At 68.5% G+C, this 21861-nt stretch carries 20 protein-coding genes and 2 pseudogenes; 13 read left to right on the forward strand and 9 right to left on the reverse strand.

The features are described from left to right. The first annotated feature begins 101 nt into the window (after positions 1-101). Complete coding sequence (locus L1066_RS06050) at positions 102-1178, forward strand: putative endonuclease domain-containing protein (protein WP_235735460.1); 1077 nt, start codon at positions 102-104, stop codon at positions 1176-1178. A gap of 116 nt (positions 1179-1294) precedes the next feature. Here L1066_RS06050 and L1066_RS06055 read toward each other — a convergent pair whose 3' ends face one another. Beyond that, positions 1295-2251 carry an NAD(P)H-binding protein gene (locus L1066_RS06055; RefSeq protein ID WP_235735461.1) on the reverse strand — a complete coding sequence of 319 codons (957 nt, stop codon included), beginning with the start codon at positions 2249-2251 and terminating at the stop codon, positions 1295-1297. A gap of 249 nt (positions 2252-2500) precedes the next feature. Between L1066_RS06055 and L1066_RS06060 the strand changes: the two genes are divergently transcribed. Genes L1066_RS06060 through L1066_RS06070 form a run of 3 tightly spaced genes read left to right on the forward strand, consistent with a single transcriptional unit; the run spans position 2501 to position 6066 of the window. Further along, positions 2501-3784 (forward strand): choice-of-anchor P domain-containing protein, encoded by a 1284-nt coding sequence (locus L1066_RS06060; protein ID WP_235735462.1) that lies wholly within the window; start codon positions 2501-2503, stop codon positions 3782-3784. Positions 3785-3832: 48 nt separating this feature from the next. Beyond that, positions 3833-5518, forward strand: a complete 1686-nt coding sequence (locus L1066_RS06065) for a DUF885 domain-containing protein (protein WP_235735463.1) — start codon at positions 3833-3835, stop codon at positions 5516-5518. Next, positions 5515-6066, forward strand: a complete 552-nt coding sequence (locus tag L1066_RS06070) for a Maf family protein (RefSeq protein WP_312007149.1) — start codon at positions 5515-5517, stop codon at positions 6064-6066. Before L1066_RS06065 ends, L1066_RS06070 begins: the two co-directional genes overlap by 4 nt. A 37-nt stretch (positions 6067-6103) precedes the next feature. Here L1066_RS06070 and L1066_RS06075 read toward each other — a convergent pair whose 3' ends face one another. From L1066_RS06075 to L1066_RS06090, 4 genes are all read right to left on the reverse strand, one after another. Next, the gene (locus L1066_RS06075) at positions 6104-6967 is read right to left on the reverse strand and encodes an SDR family NAD(P)-dependent oxidoreductase (RefSeq protein WP_235735464.1); all 864 of its coding nucleotides are present in this window, start codon (positions 6965-6967) and stop codon (positions 6104-6106) included. A gap of 88 nt (positions 6968-7055) precedes the next feature. Continuing rightward, positions 7056-7592, reverse strand: coding sequence for a GtrA family protein (locus L1066_RS06080; protein WP_235735465.1), 537 nt, complete (start codon positions 7590-7592; stop codon positions 7056-7058). An 11-nt stretch (positions 7593-7603) separates the two neighbouring features. After that, positions 7604-8164 (reverse strand): NUDIX hydrolase, encoded by a 561-nt coding sequence (locus L1066_RS06085; protein WP_235735466.1) that lies wholly within the window; start codon positions 8162-8164, stop codon positions 7604-7606. 44 nt (positions 8165-8208) lie between these two features. Further along, a complete protein-coding gene (locus L1066_RS06090) occupies positions 8209-9423 on the reverse strand; it encodes an acyl-CoA dehydrogenase family protein (RefSeq protein WP_235735467.1) in 1215 nt (404 codons plus the stop codon). Between the two features lie 67 nt (positions 9424-9490). Between L1066_RS06090 and L1066_RS06095 the strand changes: the two genes are divergently transcribed. The 7 genes and pseudogenes from L1066_RS06095 to L1066_RS06130 all read left to right on the forward strand — a co-directional run bounded on the left by L1066_RS06095 (position 9491) and on the right by L1066_RS06130 (position 15083). Further along, positions 9491-10072, forward strand: coding sequence for a hypothetical protein (locus tag L1066_RS06095; protein WP_235735468.1), 582 nt, complete (start codon positions 9491-9493; stop codon positions 10070-10072). A gap of 126 nt (positions 10073-10198) precedes the next feature. Then, positions 10199-11982: pseudogene (locus L1066_RS06105) on the forward strand (acetyl/propionyl/methylcrotonyl-CoA carboxylase subunit alpha). Positions 11983-11992: 10 nt separating this feature from the next. After that, entirely contained in the window at positions 11993-13216 is a 1224-nt protein-coding gene (locus tag L1066_RS06110; RefSeq protein ID WP_235735469.1) for a hypothetical protein, read from the forward strand. Continuing rightward, a complete protein-coding gene (locus L1066_RS06115) occupies positions 13213-13905 on the forward strand; it encodes a hypothetical protein (protein WP_235735470.1) in 693 nt (230 codons plus the stop codon). Before L1066_RS06110 ends, L1066_RS06115 begins: the two co-directional genes overlap by 4 nt. Before the next feature lie 7 nt (positions 13906-13912). Beyond that, positions 13913-14455 carry a hypothetical protein gene (locus L1066_RS06120; protein WP_235735472.1) on the forward strand — a complete coding sequence of 181 codons (543 nt, stop codon included), beginning with the start codon at positions 13913-13915 and terminating at the stop codon, positions 14453-14455. Beyond that, positions 14449-14763, forward strand: coding sequence for a hypothetical protein (locus tag L1066_RS06125; RefSeq protein ID WP_235735473.1), 315 nt, complete (start codon positions 14449-14451; stop codon positions 14761-14763). Before L1066_RS06120 ends, L1066_RS06125 begins: the two co-directional genes overlap by 7 nt. Then, positions 14742-15083, forward strand: a complete 342-nt coding sequence (locus L1066_RS06130) for a hypothetical protein (RefSeq protein ID WP_235735474.1) — start codon at positions 14742-14744, stop codon at positions 15081-15083. Before L1066_RS06125 ends, L1066_RS06130 begins: the two co-directional genes overlap by 22 nt. Here the strand turns inward: L1066_RS06130 and L1066_RS06135 are convergent. Next, entirely contained in the window at positions 15064-16269 is a 1206-nt protein-coding gene (locus tag L1066_RS06135; RefSeq protein ID WP_235735475.1) for a SpoIID/LytB domain-containing protein, read from the reverse strand. The genes L1066_RS06130 and L1066_RS06135 overlap by 20 nt on opposite strands. A gap of 121 nt (positions 16270-16390) precedes the next feature. Between L1066_RS06135 and L1066_RS06140 the strand changes: the two genes are divergently transcribed. After that, a complete protein-coding gene (locus L1066_RS06140) occupies positions 16391-17407 on the forward strand; it encodes an aldo/keto reductase family protein (protein ID WP_235735476.1) in 1017 nt (338 codons plus the stop codon). 12 nt (positions 17408-17419) lie between these two features. On the opposite strand, the gene L1066_RS06145 is transcribed toward L1066_RS06140, so the two are convergent. The 3 genes and pseudogenes from L1066_RS06145 to lpdA all read right to left on the reverse strand — a co-directional run bounded on the left by L1066_RS06145 (position 17420) and on the right by lpdA (position 21057). Then, on the reverse strand, positions 17420-18139 hold the full coding sequence (locus L1066_RS06145; protein WP_235735477.1) for a tyrosine-protein phosphatase: 720 nt from the start codon (positions 18137-18139) through the stop codon (positions 17420-17422). A 14-nt stretch (positions 18140-18153) separates the two neighbouring features. Next, positions 18154-19553, reverse strand: a pseudogene (locus L1066_RS06150) (NAD(P)H-quinone dehydrogenase). A gap of 94 nt (positions 19554-19647) precedes the next feature. Beyond that, entirely contained in the window at positions 19648-21057 is a 1410-nt protein-coding gene (gene lpdA, locus L1066_RS06155) for a dihydrolipoyl dehydrogenase (RefSeq protein WP_376707647.1), read from the reverse strand. A gap of 24 nt (positions 21058-21081) precedes the next feature. On the opposite strand from lpdA, the gene L1066_RS06160 reads away from it, so the two are divergent. Next, positions 21082-21534, forward strand: coding sequence for a gamma-glutamylcyclotransferase family protein (locus tag L1066_RS06160; RefSeq protein WP_235735478.1), 453 nt, complete (start codon positions 21082-21084; stop codon positions 21532-21534). Positions 21535-21861: the final 327 nt, after the last annotated feature.

A 21861-nucleotide genomic window follows, 5' to 3' on the forward strand; every position in this document is an offset into this window, starting at 1 on the left:
GCGCTACAAATTCGTCCGGGACTACCCGCCTTTGACCGGCGGACCGCGGAGCCTGTGGAGAACCGGAGCGAAGTGTCGGTCCGGCCGTCCAGCATGGCGGCATGGAGACAACGCGGCCCTGGAACGACGGCGCGCTGGTCTGCGACCTTCCCGGCGGGGTCCGGCCAGGCCTGGTGTTGCCGACGCGCGCTGATCCACACGGTCAGGCAGGCCCGACCCCGGGGCAGGTCCGCGGCCCCAACTGGCGGCGTACGACGTGGGGCCGGTTCGTGCCGGCAGACACCTCGATCGACAGTCCGGAACAACGCATCCTCGAGGCGAGCATGGTGCTTCCGTTCGCTGGCTGCGTCAGCGGGTGGTCAGCCCTGCGCTGGGTCGGCGGATTCTGGTTCACCGGCACCCGCGCCGATGGATCCCACCTGCCCGTGCAACTGCACACCGGTGACCACAACATTCGCGAACAGACCGGCTTCACGGTGAGCGAGGAACGCATCAGCTTCCTCGACATGCGCGTCGTCGACGGGGTACCTGTCGCGTCTCCCGCTTTCGCCGCAGCCTTCGAGATGCGCTACGCACCCCACCCACGCGAAGCGCAGGTCGTCTTCGAGATGGCCGCCTACAACGACCTCGTCTCGAAGGCAGAACTTGCTGACCTCCTCGTGATGCTGAACGGCTGGACCGGCATCCCCCAAGCGCGCGCAACGCTCCCGCATCTCGACGAGAACCACTGGTCACCCCAGGAGGTCCGCCTGCACCAGATCTGGTGCCACGACGCCGACCTTCCGCCCATGCTGGCCAATCACCCGATCTTCGACCGCGCCGGCAACCACATCGCCACCCCTGACCTCCTCGACGAGGAGGCAGGACTCGTCGTCGAATACCACGGTGCGCACCACCTGGACCTGCACCAGCACCGGAGCGATCGGAACCGCGAAGAGCGCATCCGCCATGTCGGTCTCGAATACCTGAGTACTGCCGCAGGCGACAGCCACGACGTCCCCACCCTCGTCGGACGCTTCCGTCGATCCCGGGCACGCGCCCGCTTCGCCGCCCCCGCCGAACGGGCCTGGAGCACCCACCTTCCCCACTGGTGGGTCCCCACCTTCACCGTCGACCAGCGCCGAGAGCTTCGGGGCAGCAGCCACGAGTCCTGGCTCGCGCTACGTCGTACCGCCTGAGGCCCCAGGGTTCACGACCAGGGATAGTCCCGGACAAACTTGTAGTGAGATCGGCGATTTCCCTACAAGTTTGTCCGGGACTATCCCGCCGGGGGCGGGGCCGCGCCGGCTGTTGCTCAGACGTCGGTGGGCATCACGTTGGTGCCGGACTTCATCCGTTCCCGGAAGGAGCCGGTGGGCCACTCACGATCGACCAGCTTCTCCATGAAGCCGCGCAGGGTCCGGGTGCCGTACGCCGGGGCGACGTGGTCAACGACCGACCAGTACTTCGCGGCCTCCAGGTAGTAGGCGACCGGCTTGAGCTGCTTGCTGACCTTGCCCAGGCGGGTGAGGCGGGCGATCTTCCGGTCCCACGACGCCATGGTGACGACCTCCCAGTCGGGGGTGCGGCCGTTGAGCTCGAACATCATCCGACCGGCGTCCTTGAGGGTCACCACGTTGTCCTCGACCCAGGGGCCACCGACGGGGAGCACCCTGCCGAGTGCGTCGTCACAGAGCACCTGGTTGGTGATGAACTCCGCCAGGTCCTCCCGGGCGATCGGGTTGACCACGTTGTATTCGCCGTGGTCGAAGATCCGGTACTTCAGGCCGTTCTTGACGTCACCGAAGGTCATCGACAGGTAGGGGTAGTAGGCGGTGGGGCGGATGATCGTCCAGGGCAGCGCACCGTGGTGCTGGCCGATCAGTTCACCCTCGACCTGCAGCTTGTAGACCTGCGGGATCAGTTCGGGGCGGTAGGCACCGAAGTCACTGACATGGATGAACTGCTTCACCTCGTGGGACACGGCGGCCCTGATCCCGTTGACGACGGCCTCATGGTCGACGAGACGGCACTCCTCGGCATCATTGGGACGCCGACCGCTCAGCAACGAGATCACCACGTCGACCCCTTCCGTCGCAGCGGTCACGTCGCCCGGGCGCGTGGGGTCGCCAGCGACGATCTCCGCGTCGGCGAACTCGGCATCGTTCTTCACCTCCGGGTTGCGAGCCAGCACGACGGGGCGGTAGCCGCGTCGGGCCAACTCGGGCGCCAGAGCGCGACCGATGTAGCCGGTGCCGCCGAGGAGCAGCACCCGCTCCCCGCTCCCTGACCGGTGGGCCCGGTCACGTAGGTATCGGAGGCGCTGGTCAGCAGCCGCTCGCGGAGCTCTCGGCTGTGCTTCTGCGCGGCTGCGACGTCCAGGTCGGTGATAGTGCTGTAGGCCATGGATAGATCATATATGATCAACGCCATACGTGGGTCGCTCAGGCGAAAACGTGATCCGCTACTGTGGTCGGCGGGGAGGGACACCCATCACCTGACTGAGGTTCTCGAGGTTCTCATGTCCCGTCGTCCGCTTCCGCTCCTCGCACTCCTGGCCCTGGTGGCAGCGCTGCTGCAGGCCCCTGTCGGCCAGACCGGCGCCCTCCCGTCCGCCTCCGCGGCGAAGGCCGAGCCGTGGGCCTACCTGTCGTACGCCGGCGGCACGATGGTGCGCGCCCTCGGCACCACCATCTCCTCGGACCTGACGTCACAGTCGACGATCTCGGGCACCAAACTGCCCAACAAGATGACCTCCTCGGTCGCCGAGGTGAAGGTCGCACCGAACAAGCTGGTGCACGTCAGCGCGGTCAAGACCAGGACCCAGGCCAAGAAGCTCAAGAAGGGCGCCAAACTGGTCACCCGCTCGCGCACCGGCAAGGTGAAGCTGCTCGGCGGCCTCATCCAGGCAGACGCAGTGGTCACCAAGAACGTCACCAAGGGCACCCCCAAGGGCCTGGCCGCCCACTCCGACACCCGCTTCGTCAACCTCAGGATCGCCGGTGCCCAGCTGCCGATCGACCTTCCGGAGAACTTCCGGATCGTCATTCCCGGCGTCGCCATGGTCGAGGCCAACGTCAGCCAGGTTGCCCAGAAGCACGGTGTCGCCACCAACACCGGCTATGCCCTCGCCGTGTGGCTTCTCAGCGACCGCGGTCCCGCGCCCATCGGCAGCCGGATCATCCTCAACCCGACCTACTCGCTGATGTCGGTGCCGGTGCCCAACGACAACCCCGCGCTCGGTGGGTTCGCCTTCGGCACGGACGTCAACGTCGTGGTCACTGACGCGGTGAAGGGCCAGGTCGGGCGTACGGCGCAGGCCACCACCCCGCCCAACGGCACCGGCGGCCGCAAGGACTGGAACCGCACCGCCGAGGTCAACGTGCCGGGCGTCGTCCGGGTCGGAGCGGTCGAGTCCTTCACCTCGGGCAAGGCGCGCAAGGGCTACGGACGGATCGTCAACCAGAACCGGATTGCGGGGGTCGACCTCTTCAACGGCCTGATCACCGCCGACGCGATCAAGGTGCGTGCCAAGTCGACCTACAGATCAGGCAAGTTCAAGCCGAAGGAGAAGTTGACCTTCGTCAACCTGACGATCGCGGGCAGGAAGATCCCCGTCAACATCGGCAAGAACACCACGATCAACGTCGCTGGGCTCGGCAGGGTGGTGCTCAACCAGCGCATTCGCAAGGACGGTTCCAACAAGATCCGCGGCCTCTACGTCAAGGTGCTCGAACCCGGCAACGGGGTCGAGGTGGGCGCGACGATCGAGTTGGCGGTCGCGGCCACCTGGGTCTGGAAGTAGCGCAGGGACCTGCGTGACCGATGTCGGTGGCCCTCATAGGGTGGCCCCATGACTGCGAGCGAGCGCACTGTCGACCGGATCAGCGAACACTACGTCGAGGACGCTGCGGCGCTCGACCCGGTGACCGCCACCTATCTGGGCATCGCCGGCCACGACGACCGGCTGCCGGATCTCTCCCCTGATGGCTTCGCGGCCCGCGAGGAACTGACGCGGGCCGCGCTGTCCCGGGCCACCGCGGCCACGCCGGTGGACGAACGTGAATCGGTCGCCCGCGACGCCTTCCTCGAGCGCCTCGGTCTCGAGGTGGAGCTCAGCGACGCCGGCCTTGCCCGGAGCAACTTCTCGGTGATCAGCAGCGGCTTGCACGAGGTTCGCGAGGTCTTCGACCTCATGCCTCAGGAGGGTGAAGAGGCCTGGGCCAACATCGCGAGCCGACTGGCCGCCGTACCGCAGGCAATGCAGGGCTACCGAATCACGTTGGCCGAGGAGGCAGCCCGCGGGCGGGTCTCCGCAGCCCGGCAGTACGCCGAGGTCGCCGACCAGGTGGCCAGCTGGACCGGGCAACGCGGCTCCGCCGGCAACGTCTTCACCAATCTCGTGGCCGGGTGCGAGATCGACGGCTCCCTCAGGCAGGAGCTCGAGAAGCATGCCACCGCCGCATCACGAGCCGTCGCCGACTTCGGTCTCTTCCTCTCCGACGAGATGGAACCGCAGGGACGTGACGTGGAGGCCGTCGGTCGCGACCACTATGCCCTCGCCTCGCGCAGCTTCCTGGGCGCCACCATCGACCTCGAGCAGACCTATGCGTGGGGATGGGAGGAGCTCAAGCGCATCGAGGACGAGATGCTCCTCATCTGTGACGGCATCGTCTCGGACAGCAGCATCGATGAGGCGGTCGCCGCACTCGACGCTGACCCGTCGACGCGGATCCACGGCAAGGAGGCCTTCCGCGACTGGATGCAGGAGCTGGCTGACCGAACCCTCGCAGAGCTGGCCGACGTCCACTTCGACATCCCCGAGCCGATCCGGCGGATCGAATGCCGCTTGGCCCCCACCAACGACGGCGGCATCTACTACACCGGCCCCTCGGAGGACTTCTCCCGACCAGGTCGCATGTGGTGGGCGGTGCCCGACGGCATCGAGGAGTTCTCTCCCTGGCGCGAGGCGACCACCGTCTTCCACGAGGGCGTGCCCGGCCACCACCTCCAGATCGGCCAGACTGCCTATCGCAAGGAGTCGCTCAACCGCTGGCAGCGCCTCATGTGCTGGGTCAGCGGTCATGGCGAGGGCTGGGCCCTCTATGCCGAGCGGCTGATGGACGAGCTCGGTCACCTCGACGATCCGACCTGGCGTCTCGGCATGCTCGACGGCCAGGGTTTCCGCGCGGCGCGCGTGGTCGTCGACATCGGCATGCACCTGCAGCTCGAGATCCCCCACGACAATCCCTTCGGGTTCCACCCCGGCGAGCGCTGGAGGCCGGCCCTCGGCCTGGAGTTCATGCGCCAGCACGCCCGCATGGACGACGCTCAGATCGTCTTCGAGGTCAACCGCTACCTGGGTTGGCCGGGGCAGGCCCCGAGCTACAAGGTCGGCGAGCGGATCTGGCTCGAAGCACGGGAGCAGGCCAAGGCCCGCAAGGGCGCTGACTTCGACCTCAAGGCCTTCCACCGGGCAGCGCTCGGCCTCGGCTCCCTCGGCCTCGACCCGCTCACGAAGGCGCTGGCCCGGCTGTGACGCGCCTCGTCCTGGCCTCGAAGTCCCCGGCCCGTCTCGCCACCCTGCGCGCCGCCGGCATCGAACCGGAGGTGATCGTCTCCGGAGTCGACGAGTCCCAGCTGGAGGGCCTGCCTCCGGCCCAGCTCGCCCTCGGCCTCGCCCGACTCAAGGCTGCCGCAGTGGTCGACCGGGTCACCGGTGCCGGGCTCGTGCTGGGTTGCGACTCGGTGCTCCAGCTCGACGGCGCAGCCCTCGGCAAGCCCCAGGATCCCCGAGATGCGATCGACCGCTGGCAGGCGATGCGCGGACGCTGCGGCGTACTCCACAGCGGGCACGCTCTGCACGACCTGACGAGCCGCACGACAATCAGCGACGTGGCCAGCACCACGGTGCACTTCGCCGAGGTCTCCGATGCGGAGATCGAGGCGTACGTCGCCACTGGGGAGCCACTCCACGTTGCGGGCGCCTTCACCATCGACGGGCTCGGCGGCGCCTTCATCACGGGCATCGAGGGTGACCATCACAACGTGGTCGGTGTCAGCCTCCCCTGGTGCGCCGGATGGTGACCGACCTCGGTCACCGTTGGACCGACCTCTGGAACCTTCAGCCACGCTGACCGCTCTTGCGCTGCTTGGCGACGTACCTGATCGACGCTCGCTCCATGATCCGGGGAAGGAACCGGTTCAGACGCCAGGCGAACCGGGTCTGGACTGGCTCGATCACCAGAGGTTTGTCGGCCACGACTGCTTCGAGCACCTTCACCGCCAGTTCGTCGGGGTCGACGGCCTTCTTGATCCCTTGACCCTTGAGGTAGTAGTCACGACCGTTGATCGAACCGAACTCGCCCTTTTCGAGGATCGGGGTCTCGACGGCCCCGGGGCAGATCACCGTGATCCCGACGCCGTGGCCTGCCGCTTCGGTGCGCAAGGCCAAGGAGAGCCCGACCACCGCGTGCTTGGTCATGACGTAGGAGGTCAGCAGGCCGGCCGCCATGAGACCGCCCGCAGACGCGGTGTTGACGATCTGGCCGCTCTGCTGCGCGACCATCCGCGGGTAGGCGGCGGCAACACCGTTCACGACCCCACGGATGTTGATGTCGATGATGGCGTTCCACTGCGCCAGGGACAGTTGTTCGCTGTCACCGATCAAAGTGATGCCAGCGTTGTTGAACAACAGGTCGATGCTGCCTCTTGCCTCGACGATCGACTCGACCGCTGAGGCCACGGCGCCGGCATCGGTCACGTCGAGCGCGAGACCCGTCGCCGTTCCGGGACCCACGAGCGAGGCCGCCACCTTCCGGGCCCCCTCACCGTCGATGTCCCCCAGCACCACGTGGCAGCCGGCGGCAACCAGCGCCCGCCCCAGCGACGCGCCGATCCCTGAAGCGCCCCCGGTGACCAAGGCCGACCGTCCCCTGAGTGCCGCGAGGTCCACCTGCTTGCGCCGCGCGGTGTCGATGACTCCCACTACCGTCCCCTGACGTTCGTCCGGCGTTCCTGACTCGCGTCAAACTATCTCGCGACGTGACTCACGTCACGCGGCGATCCCAGCGAGCTCAGTTGGCCGCGCTTCGGCCGGCGGCAGCGTCCACGCCCTCGTCCAGCTCCGGCAGCGGCTCGGCGACGGTGCCGGCGAGCGTCGTCTGCTGGTAGGACGGCACGGCGAAGACCAGCCTGCGGAAGAGATAGAAGCGGGCGGCGGTGCCCATGTTGAGTCCGACCACGTTGGCGGCGATGTTGTCGGACAACGGGTCGGAGAGGCCGAGCACGTGACGACTGAACCACAGGCATGCGATCGGCAACGCCATCGTGATCACGTTGATCACCACGTAGGCGGTCACACCGCCGTCGGGATGAGCGGACTGCCGGTTCTTGAATGCCCACAACTTGGTGCCGTGGTAACTGATCCACATGCCGATCGTGTTGGCGATGACATAGGACGTGGTGGGCCGGTCCTCGAGCCACGGATCATCGATGACGAAGAGGCCGTGCGCGAGGAAGTTGAAGATCACGAAAGCCACCAGCGTCGCTGCACCGCCGACGGCGCAGAAACGCATGACTTCCTTCAGCAGTCGCCTGCCGCGTGTCCCCATGGTTGTCAAGGTTAACGGCCCTCGTGTCGCGAACTCACGGCCACACTTGACTCCTCGACCGTCGGGAGGTCGTGGGGAGTGGCGGGCGGCGCCTCCAGCAACGCCAGGAGCTCGGGCATTCCCACGGGCCAGATCAACTCGCCCGTCGACGCCATCTCGTCGCGGGTCCACCACTTCAGCCCGTGGACCGTCGCGAGCTCCTCCTCCGTCAACGCTGCAGGCACCGGGTCGAAGGCAGGAGTGCGGACGGCGTAGAAGGTGTCGTGCTGGTCGACGACGACATCGCTGTAGCCATGCCAGACCTTGCGCCGAGCGAGCGGTCCCACGACGCGGTCAGGGGTGATGACCAGCCCGGTCTCCTCGTGGAGCTCTCGCAACACGGCGGCCATCTCGTCCTCACCCGGATCGATGCCGCCGCCAGGCGTGATCCACCAGCGCGCCCCGGTACCGGGATCGGAGTCGCCCACCAGGAGCACCCGGTCGGACTCGTCGACCACGAGCACCCGCACCGTCGACCGACGGCGCAACGGCCGGTCGCCCGGGTCCGCGGGCACCTGGAAGGTTCGAGTCACCGACTCATCAAAGCAGGACGAAACGCCGCGCGTGGAATCGAGCGTCACTCCACGGGCAGGCCGAGCCCACGCGCGATGAGCATCCGCTGCACCTCGCTGGTGCCCTCGCCGATCTCCAGGATCTTGGCGTCACGATAGAAGCGGGCGACCGGGTACTCCTCCATGAAGCCGTAGCCGCCGAACACCTGGGTGGCGATCCGGGTGGCCGTCACCGCCGACTCCGAGGAGTAGAGCTTGGCGATCGACGCGGCGTGCTTGAACTCCGCCGTCGAGGGCCCGCCCGAGCCGCCCATCGCGTCCTTCATGGCGGCGGCCCTGTAGGTGAGCAACCTCGACGCGTGCAACATCACCTCGAGGTCGGCGATCTGGAAGGCGACCCCCTGCTTGTGACCGATCGGGCCGCCCATGGTCTGCCGTTCCAGCGCGTAGGTCGTGCACAGGTCGACGCATGCCTGGAGCAGTCCGGTGGCCAGGGCGGCGATGGCCACCCGGCCGTCGTCGAGGGTGGCGAGGAACTGGGAGTAACCGCGGCCGCGCTCCCCCAGCAGGTTGGCGGCCGGGACCCGTGCGTCGACGAACGTCAGCGGGTGCGTGTCGGAGATGTGCCAGCCGAGCTTGTCGTACGCCGGCTCGGCGGTGAATCCGTCGGTGCCCGCCGGCACCACGATCGTGGAGATCTCCGCTCGCTCGCGCCCGCCATTGGCCAAGCCCGTCGAGACCCCGGTGCATGCGGTCACGGTGACCAGTGACGTGATCGCGGAGCCGGAGTTGGTGATGAACTGCTTGGAGCCGTTGACGACCCACTCGTCGCCGACGAGCTCAGCCCGGGTCCGGGTGGCCCCGGCGTCGGAGCCGGCGCCAGGCTCGGTGAGACCGAAGCCCGCCAACCGCCGACCGGCAACCAGGTCGGGCAGCCACTGCTGCTTCTGCTCCTCGGTGCCGAAGGTCAGGATCGGATTGATGCCGAGACCGACTCCGGCCTCCAAGGTGATGCCCATCGACTGGTCGACCCGCCCCAACTCCTCGATGGCGACGCACAGGGAGGTGAAGGGGCCGTCCTCGGGAGCGAGCCCGGCGCCGCCGTACTCCTCCGGGGAGGTGAGCCCGAAGAGTCCGAGCTCGCCCAGCTCCTGCACCACGTCGACCGGGAAGTGGTGGTCGCGGTCCCACTGCGCCACGTGTGGAGCGATCCGGCTCTCCGCGAAGTCTCGGACGGTACGACGGAACTCCTCGTGCTCGCGCGACAGCTCATAGGTCATGGGTCACACCCTAGCGGACGAGGTTAGGGTTCGTTAACCCCTCGTGCGTGGCGATTACGGTGTTCGCATGACGTGGATCGGGCCGCCCACCTGGCAACTGCACTACGACCCGAAGACGCACCTGCTCGAGATCCAGGACGCCACCGGACGACCGCGCGCAAGGCTCGATCCCTTTCCCCCGACGGTCGACCCCGATGCCGGCTTCTTCCGCAAGATCGACCAACGTCTGAGCCAGGGGGTCGGCCCGGTCATCTGGCACCAGGACCACGGTCGGCTCGCCGACGGCCAGACCGCCACGGTCCAGCTGCCCGACGGCAACACCGGCCGACTGGCCAACGGACGCACCAAGGGCTGGCGTCGGGTGCATCGCAACGGCACCATCCAGCTCGCGGGGCGCGCGTACGCCGTCACCCACCACGGCCGTCGACGCACCAGGTTGAGCCGCGACGGGGCGGAGCTGGTGCGAATGCGTCGTCCGGTCCGGTTCCTCAACGAACACAAGGCCGATGAGCCGTTGCGGGCACGAATGAGGCTCAACCAACCCCTCGATCAGGTCGACGAGCTCGCCGCAGTGTTGACCATGACGGTGCTGGGGCCGACCGGTCGACCGGGCTGGTGGTCACAACTCTTCGACGAGTTGAGCTTCTGACCCACTACGACGCGGATCGTCCATCCTTCGGTGCCCCTCGCAGCCCCCGGGACCGCTCGTCCTAGAATCCGTGGATGGCGCAGCCATGCCCGCGCCAGTCAGACATCCCGCAGTCGAGGAGAACGCGTGCCCGAGATCAAGCCCCTGAAGAAGGTCCTCATCGCCAACCGCGGTGAGATCGCCGTTCGTGTGATCCGGGCGTGCAAGGACGCGGGCATCGGCTCCGTGGCCGTCTACGCCGAGCCCGACCGCGATGCCCTCTTCGTGCGGCTCGCCGACGAGGCCCACGCCCTCGGCGGCGCCACCCCGGCGGAGTCCTACCTCTCGATCGAGAAGCTCCTCAAGGTCGCCGCCGACTCCGGCGCCGACTCCGTGCACCCGGGCTACGGCTTCCTCGCCGAGAACGCCGAGTTCGCCCAGGCCGTGATCGACGCCGGCCTGATCTGGATCGGCCCCTCCCCGAGGCCATCGATGCACTCGGCGACAAGGCCAAGGCCAAGCACATCGCCGAGCGGGCCAACGCGCCGCTGGCCCCCGGCACCAAGGACCCGGTCAAGGACGCCGACGAGGTCGTGGCACTGGCCAAGGAGTTCGGCCTGCCGATCGCCATCAAGGCCGTCTTCGGCGGCGGCGGTCGCGGCCTCAAGGTCGCCCGCACCCTCGAGGAGATCCCCGAGCTCTACGAGTCGGCCGTGCGTGAGGCCGTCACCGCCTTCGGCCGCGGTGAGTGCCTCGTCGAGAAGTTCCTCGACCGCCCCCGTCACGTCGAGACCCAGTGCCTGGCCGACCAGCACGGCAACGTGGTCGTCGTCTCCACCCGCGACTGCTCGCTGCAGCGCCGCCACCAGAAGCTGGTGGAGGAGGCGCCCGCGCCGTTCCTGACCGATGACCAGAACAAGCGCCTCTACGAGTCGTCGAAGGCCATCCTCAAGGAGGCCAACTACGTCGGCGCCGGCACCTGCGAGTTCCTCGTGGCCGCCGACGGCACCATCTCGTTCCTCGAGGTCAACACGCGCCTCCAGGTGGAGCACTGCGTCTCGGAGGAGGTCACCGGCATCGACCTGGTGCGCGAGATGTTCCGCATCGCCGCCGGCGAGGAGCTCGGCTACGGCGACCCCGAGGTCAAGGGTCACTCGATCGAGTTCCGGGTCAACGCCGAGGACCCGGGCAACAACTTCATGCCGGCCCCCGGCACCCTGACCGAGTGGGCCCCGCCGAGCGGCCCCGGCATCCGCCTCGACGCCGGCTACGAGAAGGGCGAGACCATCCCGGGCTCGTTCGACTCACTGGTCGCCAAGCTGATCGTCACCGGCAAGGACCGGACCCAGGCCATCGAGCGCTCGCGTCGCGCCATCGCCGAGTTCAAGATCGGTGGCATGCCCACCGCGCTGGCCTTCGACGAGGTCGTGCTCAACGACCCGGCCTACGTGGCCTCCTCCAACCCGACCGGCGAAGGCTCGTTCGACGTCTACACCACCTGGATCGAGACCGACTTCGTCAACGACATCGCGCCCTACGCCGGCGAGGCGGGCGAGGCCGAAGAGGCCGGCGAGCGCCAGAAGGTCGTCGTCGAGGTCGGCGGCAAGCGCCTCGAGGTCGTGCTCCCCGCAGGCCTGGGTGGCATCTCCACCGGTGGTGGCGCCGCGGCCAAGAAGCCGAAGCGCAGCGCCAAGAAGGCCGGTGCTGCCGTCTCCGGCGACTCCGTCACCTCCCCGATGCAGGGCACCATCGTCAAGGTCGCCGTGGAGGAGGGCGCCACCGTCGCCGAGGGCGACGTCATCGTGGTGCTCGAGGCCATGAAGATGGAGCAGCCGCTCAAGGCCCACAAGGCCGGCACGGTGACGGGTCTCGAGGCCGAGGTCGGTGCGACCGTCACCAACGGTGCGGCCATCTGCGAGATCAAGGACTGATCAGGTCGCCATGTTGCCGGGTTCGGGCCCGGACGCCTTCGCCGGCTCCGTCGACGAGATCCTCGCTGCCCTCGACCAGGACCCTGTCCTGGTCGAGGAGGTGATGGGCAACGGCAACACGGAGTCGATCAGCGCTGAGCTCAGCGCCAAGGCGTCCACGAGCCCGGTCCCGGTCTTCGTCGTCCTCACCAAGGCGCCGCCGGAGCTGACCACCGACAACACCGCCGAGGAGTTGTTGACGCTCCTGCACGCCCAGAGCGGGTGGGACGGGGTCTGGTTCGTCTCCACGGCCGACATCGGCCACACTGCTGTCGCCGTCTACGGCGACGTGGCACCCGGCATCGACAACGCCGAGACCGTCCTCTCCAGCGCCCTCAGCCAGGCGACAGGGGCCGCCAACACACTGATCCACCACGACTGTCGGCACTGCTCGGCGTCGCCAGCCGCCGACGCCGGGCTGGTGCTCGACATCCTCAACACCGGTATCCCCCAGACCTACGGCGAGCAGCCACTCTCCGACGAGCAGATCGAGGCCTACACCACCTCGACCTGGGTGAAGCCCGACACCCAGACGGCGTTCTACGATCGCGCGGAGCTGCCCACGCCCGGGCTCTACGCGATGGTGGCCACCCTCACGGCCGTCTGCGTCTTCGTCGCGGGCTACCGTCTGGTCCAGGCCATCGGAGGTCAAGGACATCCGCGCCTCGGCACGGCAGCCGCCGACGCCGGTCGTGCCCGCCCCGCGCGCCCTGTCGACCCCCAAGTCGAGTTGGAGCGAGCCCGCTCGCGGGCCGTCTCCGCAGTGGCCAAGCTGGGCCGGACGCTGGAGCGCAAGGGCGATCGGATCGACTGGAAGCGCCGCGACATCGCCGCTGCATGTCTCGAGCGAGCCGAGTCGCGGACGACGTCGGACGACCTGCTGGAGGTGGTCGGCGCCGAGGTGCTCGCCGACACCGGCCTGCACGCGATCGCGCGCACGGAAGGGCAGTATCGCGGCTGCTACGTCGACCCCCGCCACGGCAGGGCCGCCACGGAGGCATCACTCGGCGGCGGTCTCCACGTGCCGGTCTGCCCGACCTGCGACCGGCGGCTCACCACCGGCGCCGCACTCGAGCCACTCCTCGAACGTCGCCGCTTCGGCTCGCGGCGCGCCTACTACGAGGGATCGTCGGTGTGGGCCACCACCGGGTTCGGCTCGCTCGGTGGCGACTGGTGGCAGGAGGTGCCACGGTGAACCGGGTCGTACGTGGCCTGACCTCGGTCGTCGTGGCTGCCGGCCTGGCGGGCGGCTCCGCAGTCCTGGCCACCCAGGTCCTGCGGGAGAAGCGTGAGGACGCCGTGGCGGCCCAGGCGGAGCCGCTGAAGGCCGAGCACCGTGTCGACCGGGTCGTCAACGTCCTGGAAGGGCTCGCCGACGACGGCGTCTACGTCGCTCCCGACGCCCGAACCATGCTCGACGAGGCCGGCGAGCGCAAGGTCGCCGAGGCGATCGCCGCTTCCGAGACCCCCGTGAGGGTCGTGGTCTGGACGAACACCCGCTTCGCCGGTGCCTCCGGCTTCGACATCGTGCAGCAGTTGGAGTCCGGGCTGGAGGAGAGCGGCGAGCGCGGGGTCTACCTCATCTGGGAAGGCCCCGAGAAGGGCACTGCCGACACGTTCGGCCCCTACGGCTACGTGTCCATGTCGCCCTACGAGGACTTCGCCGGCGACCCGGCCGTGACCCTCCCGCAGCTCGTGGCGCAGGTCGACACCGAAGTGCGGTGGAGCGAGCCGAGTGAGGACTTCGACTACTGGGGCGGCGTCGGCGGCGGCATCGCGGCGGGCGCCCTCATCAGCGTCGGGGCGCTCCTGGGCCTCGGTCTCGCCTACGGGCTGATCGTGCTCGTGACCAAGCGACGCCTGCCGGGCGGATGGAAGTGGTGAGCAGCTGATGGCTGATCAGGACCTGGCGGAGATCCACGAGGAGCTCACCGTCGACCACGTCTACGTCCACCCCTCGTTGCGCTCGTTGGTGAGCGAGGCCGACGAGGCTGCGCTGGAGGACCAGGTAGCGCAGACCGCCGACCCGACGTACGTCGTGGTCTGGCCCTTCCGTAGCGGTGACACCTACGGTGGCAAGGCCTCCGACCTGCTGACCCGGCTGCACCACGCCTACCCGGAACCCGGGATCTATCTCTCCACGACCACCCAGCTGGAGGCGACGGACTACTCCGGCGTCCGCGTCGACGGGCGCCAGTTCGGCGTCGCCGGGGAGGCGGACGGCCGGCTGGGCGACTACTCGATCACCAGCATCGTGGACCTGGAGAAGCACCAGGACCTGCCCTCCGCGCTCTCCCGCACCGTCGAGGTGCTCGAGATGGAACCTGCCGAACGCGACGAGCTCCACGACGAACTGCTGTCGCAGCACCGCAAGGAGTACCTCGCGGAGAACCCCCGGAGGACGAAGGGTCCCCCGTCGTCGGCGGCGTGGTGACCGGCGTCCTCGTGCTCGTCGCCGCCTTCGTTGCGTGGCGTGTCGTGGTCTCCTTCCGACGCAACAAGCAGCCGGCGCCGCTGCCGAAGTCGGCGATGCAGCGGATCCGGGCGGCGCAGGGTCGCGAGCTGTCGGCGCGAGCTGGCACGGAACTGCAGGCACTCGGCGACAAGCTCGACGAGCTCGAGATCGCCCCCGTGACGATCGGGAGTCCTGGCAGTCCGCGCTCGACCACTACGCAGCCGCGCGCCGATTGCTCGACCCTGCAGACCCGGACCAGCTCGACGTGGTCGGGGCACTCGTGCTGACCCAGCGAGGTGAGCATGCCCTGGTCGCCGCCCGTGCTGGGCGAGCATGGGAGCCGATCCGGACCTGCTTCCTCAACCCGTTGCACGGGCGAGCCGACCGCGAACGTCAGGTCGAGTGGCAGGGCCGCACCCTCGACGTACCGATGTGCACCGCCTGCCGCACCGCGCTGCAGAAGAAGAAGGTGCCCGACATCCTCGACGTCGTACGCCGGGGCGAGCCGCGGCACTACTTCGAGACCGGCGTGGAGCCGTGGTCCTCGTCGGGCTACGGGTCGCTGGAGCCCGACCTGCTGAAGCTGCTCAGCCGGCGCGGAACGTGAACCAGTTGGAGCGCAGGCCGAGCGTGAAGCGGAAGGTGTCGCCGGAGACGGTGACATTGCCCTTCTTGCCCACCAGCACCACCTTCTGGGCCCGTCCGCCCCACGCCCCGTGACCGTTGCGTTCGGGGACTCGGATCTTGTCGAGTTTGCCGATCGCCGGCCACGCTGACTGGATCCGGGTTCGGGAGACCTTGACCTCCCAGGTGTGCACCGGGTTGCCGGCCCAGCCGTCGTAGGGGTCTGCCTGTGCTGGCAGGTAGGGGAACTGGTTGGCTGCGGTGAAGCCCCCACTGCTGGAGCTGAACTGGGTGAAGGCGGGAGCGCCCTTGTGGTGCAGCACCACCTTCTTGGTGGCCTTCACTGCTGCATTGGCGGCGGGATGTTCGGCGTCATAGCCGCCGTAGACCTGACAACTGACCGTGTCGCACAACTGGTAGTGACCGGCGCGCGGGTGCCGCATCTCGTAGGCGGCGTAGGTACGCGCGGCAACGGCCTGGGACCGGACTGCGGCACGGTGCCACGTCGCCGGCATCTCCCGAGGGATCACGCCCTTGACGTAGTTCTCGAGGGAGACCTCGTTGACGGTGTCGCGCGCGGGCCCGGCAAGCGCCAGTCGCCCGCGATAGCGGGCCCGGTCACCGCCGGGGAGCCTCAGCGAGATCGGCTTGCCACCGGCACGGAACTGGGCCTCTCCCTTGAACCGCCACCACTGGTGCCAGCCGCCGGCCTTGTAGGCGATGACCGTGCGTCCCTGCTTGTCCACCTTGATCCGCCAGCGCTTGGGTTGAGCGCCCTTGACCTTCGTGGGCAGTGCACGAGCCTTCTTCTTCGCGATCGACCGGACCCTGAGACCGTTGCGCGGGTCGACGACCAGAGCAGGCCTGGTGTCGGCGGAGATGTGCACGCGGACCCGCCCACCCTTCTGGGCGCGCTTGGTGCCGGGGTAGTAGAACGCCAGGATCTTCTTCCAGCCGACGCCCTGTCGCGCCGCGCCCTGGGCGCCGTACTGCGACATCCCGTGGCCGTGGCCGTAGCCGCGTCCGCGGACCACGAAGTCGCCGTCGGCCGGTACGGCGAAGTCAGCGTTGGCTGCGTTGTCGTTCGGTTCCGCAGCCGCCGGGCCCGCGAGTGGGGTGAAGGCGGCGAGCACGAGCGCGAGGAGTGCGGCACGAACGGCGAACCTCATGAATGCCTTTCGGTTGCGGAGACGTCCTTGGTCTCGATGACAACATGCCGGTGGGGGTCGCGTCCATCGGGTGATCGGCTCGCCGCTGCCCGCGGTTGGGTCATTGCGGCAGGATGGCGACATGGAATTTCGACGCCTCGGGCACTCCGGCATGCAGATCTCCGAGATCACCTACGGAAACTGGCTGACCCACGGGTCGCAGGTCGAGGACGACATCGCGACGCGGTGCGTGCGCGCCGCCCTCGACAGCGGGATCACCACCTTCGACACCGCCGACGTCTATGCCAACGGGCGGGCCGAGGAGGTGCTGGGTGCTGCGCTGGCCGGCACCCGCCGCGAGTCGATCGAGGTCTTCACCAAGGTCTACTTCCCCGTCGGCCCGGAGCCTCTGGGCAAGAACGACACCGGGTTGTCGCGCAAGCACATCCTCGAGGGCATCGACGGGTCGCTGCGACGGCTGGGGATGGACTACGTCGACCTCTACCAGGCGCACCGCTACGACCTGTTCACGCCGCTCGAGGAGACCATGGAGGCCTTCGCAGACGTCGTGCGGTCGGGCAAGGCCCTCTACATCGGTGTCAGTGAATGGCCGGCGGACAAGTTGCGTCAGGCCCACGCGCTGGCACGGGAGCTGAAGATCCACTTGGTCTCCAGCCAGCCGCAGTATTCGATGCTCTGGCGCACCATCGAGGACGAGATCGTGCCGACCAGCCGTGAGCTCGGCATCGGCCAGATCGTCTGGTCGCCGGTCGCGCAGGGTGTGCTCACGGGGAAGTACCTGCCGGGCCAGCCGGCTCCCGAGGGCTCGCGGGCCACCGACGACAAGGGCGGCTCCACCTTCGTGCAGCGTTTCATGCGCGACGAGGTGCTCGAGCGAGTCCAGCAGCTGAAGCCGATCGCCGCCGACCACGGTTTGAGCCTCGCCCAGCTGGCCGTGGCGTGGGTGCTGCAGAACAACAACGTCTCCGCAGCCCTGATCGGTGCCTCCCGCCCCGAACAGGTCGAGGAGAACGTCAAGGCAGCCGGTGTGAAGCTGGGCGCCGACGTCCTCACGGCGATCGACGACGTGCTCGCGGACGTGGTCGAGCGCGACGGCGCGAAGGTCGCCCAGTCGACGCCGCAGCAGCGCCTGGTCTGAGCTCGTTGCCGCTCAGCCCGCGATGCGCTCGCGCCAACGCTCCAGACGCGCCTCGTCGGCGCCGTTGGCGAGCAACCAGCCGCGGGTCCCGCCCTGGTGACCCTCGAAGACCTCGACGACCTCGGTGATCGCCTCGCGTGGGCTGAGCAGCCAGGTGTTGTTGAAGGCATCGGCGTTGGGTTCGCGGCCGGCCGCACGGGCGGCCGCTGCCCAACGCTCGATCAAGGCGTCCATGTTTCCCGCCGTCTGGACGTAGTCGTCGATGACCGCTTCGGGCTCGACGTCGGCAGCCAGCAGGAGGCTGGCGACCACGATGCCGGTGCGGTCCTTGCCGGCCGCGCAGTGCACGAGAGCCGGCCCCTCGAGGTCGTCGCCGACGATGTTGGCCACCGCGGCCAACCGGTCCGGGGCCTGCTTGAGCAGGAACCGGTAGAGGTCGACGAGCTGCCCCTGTGCGCGCAGGTCGGTCGGCACCGCTGCCTCGTGGATCGGGTGGTGGCGGAAGACCGCCGGCTCGGTCCAGTCGTAGCGGACCCGCGCGACCTCGGCGTCGGAGCGCAGGTCGATGACGACGGCCGGCGGCCACACCTTCACCTGGTGGGGCGTGACGTCGCCGGGCCAGAAGGCGTCTCCGCGGTAGAGCACGTCGGAGTTCGTGACCCCGCCACCCTGGATCGGCAGGCCGCCGACGTCGCGGAGGTTGACCAGGGTGTTCAGCTGCGGCTCGCTCATGGTGCCATTCTCCCTCACAGTCGGTGGAGCCGGCGGGCTGCCTCAGCGACTGATCCGCTGTTGGACGGATAGACGGTGAAGGCACCGGCCAACTCGTCGACCGTGAGCGACTCCGCGACGGCGAGGCTGACCGGGTGGATGAGCTCGGAGGCGCGCGGGCCGACCACCACTCCCCGACGACGATGCCGGTCTCGGGGCGAGCGAAGAGCTTCACGAAGCCGTCCTCGACTCCCTGCATCTTGGCGCGGGCGTTGCCCGAGAGCGGGAGCAGCACCGAGACGACCTGGATCTCGCCCGCGTCGACCGCCTGCTGCGACCAGCCCACGGTGGCGATCTCGGGGGCGGTGAACACGTTGGAGGCCACCTGCTTGAGATCGAGTGGGTTCACCGCGTCACCGAGGAAGTGCCACATCGCGATCCGGCCCTGCATGGCAGCGACGGAGGCGAGCATGAGTACGCCGGTGCAGTCGCCCGCCGCATAGACGTTGCGGACCGAGGTCCGCGAGACCCGGTCGACCTTGATGAAGCCACCCTGGTCGAGGGCGACGCCGGCCTCCTCCAGACCCAGGTCCGCGGTGTTGGGCACCGACCCGAGAGCGAGGATGCAGTGGGAGCCGGTGACGGTGCGCCCGTCGGTGAGGGTCACGGTGACCTCGTCGGCGTCACGCACCACCGACTCCATGCGCGATTGCGACAACACCTGCATGCCGTGCCGCGTCGCGACCTCCTGGAGGAGCGCCGAGGCGTCGGCGTCCTCGCCGGGCAGCACCCGGTCACGGGAGGAGACGAGGGTCACCGGTACGCCGATGGCAAGGTAGGCGCTGGCGAACTCGGCCCCGGTGACACCGGAGCCCACGACGATCAGGTGGCTGGGCAGTTCGTCGAGGTCGTAGACCTGCTCCCAGGTGAGGATGCGCTCGCCGTCGGGCTGGGCGCTGGGCAGGGTGCGTGGGGAGGCGCCGGTGGCCAGCAGGATCGTGTCGGCCTCGATGCGCTCGGTCGTGCCATCGGCGAGCTCGGCGACGACCGTGCCCGGGCCGTCCAGGCGTCCGGAGCCGCGCAGCACCCGGATGCCGTCACGGGTCAGCCGGCGTTCGATGTCGGCGGACTGCTGGGATGCCAGTCGCAACACCCGCTGGTTGACCGCGGCCAGGTCGACGGTGAGGTCCTTGGCGATGTCGCCGCCATAGTTGGGCAGCCGGATGCCGAGCTCGCGAGCGCCGCGGACGTCGGTCATCAGCTCGGCCGTCGCGATGAGGGTCTTGGAGGGCACGCAGTCGGTGAGCACGGCCGATCCACCCAGACCGTCCCTGTCGACCACGGTCACGTTGGCGCCGAGCTGGGCCGCGACATGGGCCGACTCGTAGCCACCCGGGCCGCCACCGATGATCACGACTCGTGACTGCTGCATCATGCGATTCCCCTCATCCACCACGTGTGTTCGTTGTCTGCTGAATGACGTCGCCCCGCACCTGACCAAGCAGGTGCGGGGCGGCGTACATCTGGGATCAGAAGTTGATCATGTGGCCGGAGATGCCGTGGACGGCTTCCTTGACGGCTTCCGACAGTGTCGGGTGGGCGAAGACGTTGCGGGCGACCTCGTCGGCGGTGAGGTCCCACTTCTGGGCCAGCGTCAGCACGGGCAGCTGCTCGGTGACGTCGGGGCCGATCATGTGGGCGCCGAGGATCTCGTTGTGCTCGGCGTCGGCGACGACCTTGACGAAACCGACGGCATCGCCGAGGCCCTGCGCCTTGCCGTTGGCAGAGAACGGGAAGGTAGCCGTCTTGACGTCGTAGCCCTTCTCCTTCGCCTGCGCCTCCGAATAGCCGAAGGAGCCGATCTGGGGCTGGCAGTAGGTCGCCCGCGGGATCATGTCGAAGTCGATCTCGATGGTCTCGACGTCGGCGATGGTCTCCGCGGCGACGATGCCCATCGCCTCGGCGACGTGGGCGAGCATCATCTTGCCGGTGACGTCGCCGATCGCATAGATGCCGGGCACGTTGGTGCGCCCGCGGGCGTCGACGTCGATGGCGCCACGCTCGGTGAGCTCGACGCCGGCGTCCTCGAGGCCGTAGCCCTCGACGCGCGGAGCGAACCCGAAGGCGGCCAGCATGCGGTCGGCCTCGAGCACCTGGCTGTCGCCACCTGATGCGGGGCTGACGGTCACCTTGACGCCGGAGCCGGTGTCCTCGACGTTCTCCACCTTGGTGGAGGTGAGCACCTTGATGCCGAGCTTCTTGTAGTGCTTGGCAAGTTCCTTGGAGACGTCTGCGTCCTCGGTCGGCACCATGCGGTCGAGGAACTCGACGATGGTGACGTCGACGCCGAAGTTCTTGAGCACGTAGGCGAACTCGACACCGATCGCGCCGGAGCCACCGATGATGACCGAACCCGGGAGGTTGTCGTCGAGGATCTGCTCCTCGTAGGTCACGACGTTGGCACTCTTCTCCATGCCAGGGAGCATCCGGACCTGGGCGCCGGCGGCGATGATCAGGTTGTCGCACGTGTAGGGGGTGACCTGACCGTCAGCGGCCTTCACGTCGACGCCCTGCTTGCCGTCCTTCGCGCCGGTCAGGGTGCCCCAACCGTCGATCTCGGTGATCTTGTTCTTCTTCATCAAGAAGTGGACACCCTTGACGATGCCGGCAGAGACCTGGCGGGACCGCTTGTGGGTGGGACCGAAGGACATCGTGGCGTCGCCCTCGATGCCGAACTTCGCCTTCTCGTGCGTGAGGGTGTGCGCCAGTTCGGCGTTCTTCAGCAGCGCCTTGGAGGGGATGCAACCGACGTTGAGGCAGACACCTCCCCAGTACTTCTCCTCGATGACGGCGACACTCTGGCCGAGCTGTGCCGCACGGATTGCGGCGACGTATCCACCGGGACCGGCGCCAAGGACAAGGACGTTGAAGTGGGTCACGACGTCCAGACTATCCTGCTCATCGTGACGCTCTACGCCGCCTACGGGACCAATCTGGCCCCGGCCCGAATGAGTGAACGCTGCCCGCATTCACCGCTGCACGCGACGGGCTGGCTGGAAGGCTGGCGCCTGACCTTCGGCGGTGAGGAACACGGCTGGGACGGCGCACTCGCCACCATCGTCCAGGACTCGTTCGAGCAGGTCTTCGTCGCCGTGTACGACGTCACCGACGACGACGCCAAGAGCCTCGAGTCGTGGGAGTCCGCCGAGCCAGGGCTCTATCTGCGCACCAAGGTCAGGGTGAAGACCCTGCGGGGCGACGTGGTCGCCTGGACCTTCGTGCTCGACGCCTACGAGGGCGGGCTCCCCTCGGCCTCCTACCTGGGGGTGCTGTCCGACGCGGCAGAGGCGGCCGACGCCCCCGAGGACTACGTGCGGGCGCTGCGACACCGCCCGTGCCGCTCAACCGGCCTCTGACGCCTCCCCGCCGGTCGAGCCTCTCCCCGCTGGCCGAGCCTGTACTCGTTGGTCGAGCCTGTACTCGTTGGTCGAGCCTGTCGAGACCACTGCCGTACCCCATTGGTCGATCCCGGTACGTCGTTGGTCGAGCTTGTCGAGACCTTCCGTCCGGGGTGTCGAGACCCTGCCCCGGGCCGTGCCGTCCGGGGCAGCCTCCGTCGCTGGGGCGGCGCGTCGTGCGCACGGCTCCGCGTGTTGGTTGCGTCGGACGGGCGCCCGCCGCGGCCAAGCCCCTTGACGCTCCGTCGGCAACCCCGGACGTCCCACCCCGGCCCCGTGTCCCCG

Origin of the sequence: Nocardioides alcanivorans, from assembly GCF_021555175.1 — a bacterium.
GTDB lineage: Bacteria > Actinomycetota > Actinomycetes > Propionibacteriales > Nocardioidaceae > Nocardioides > Nocardioides alcanivorans.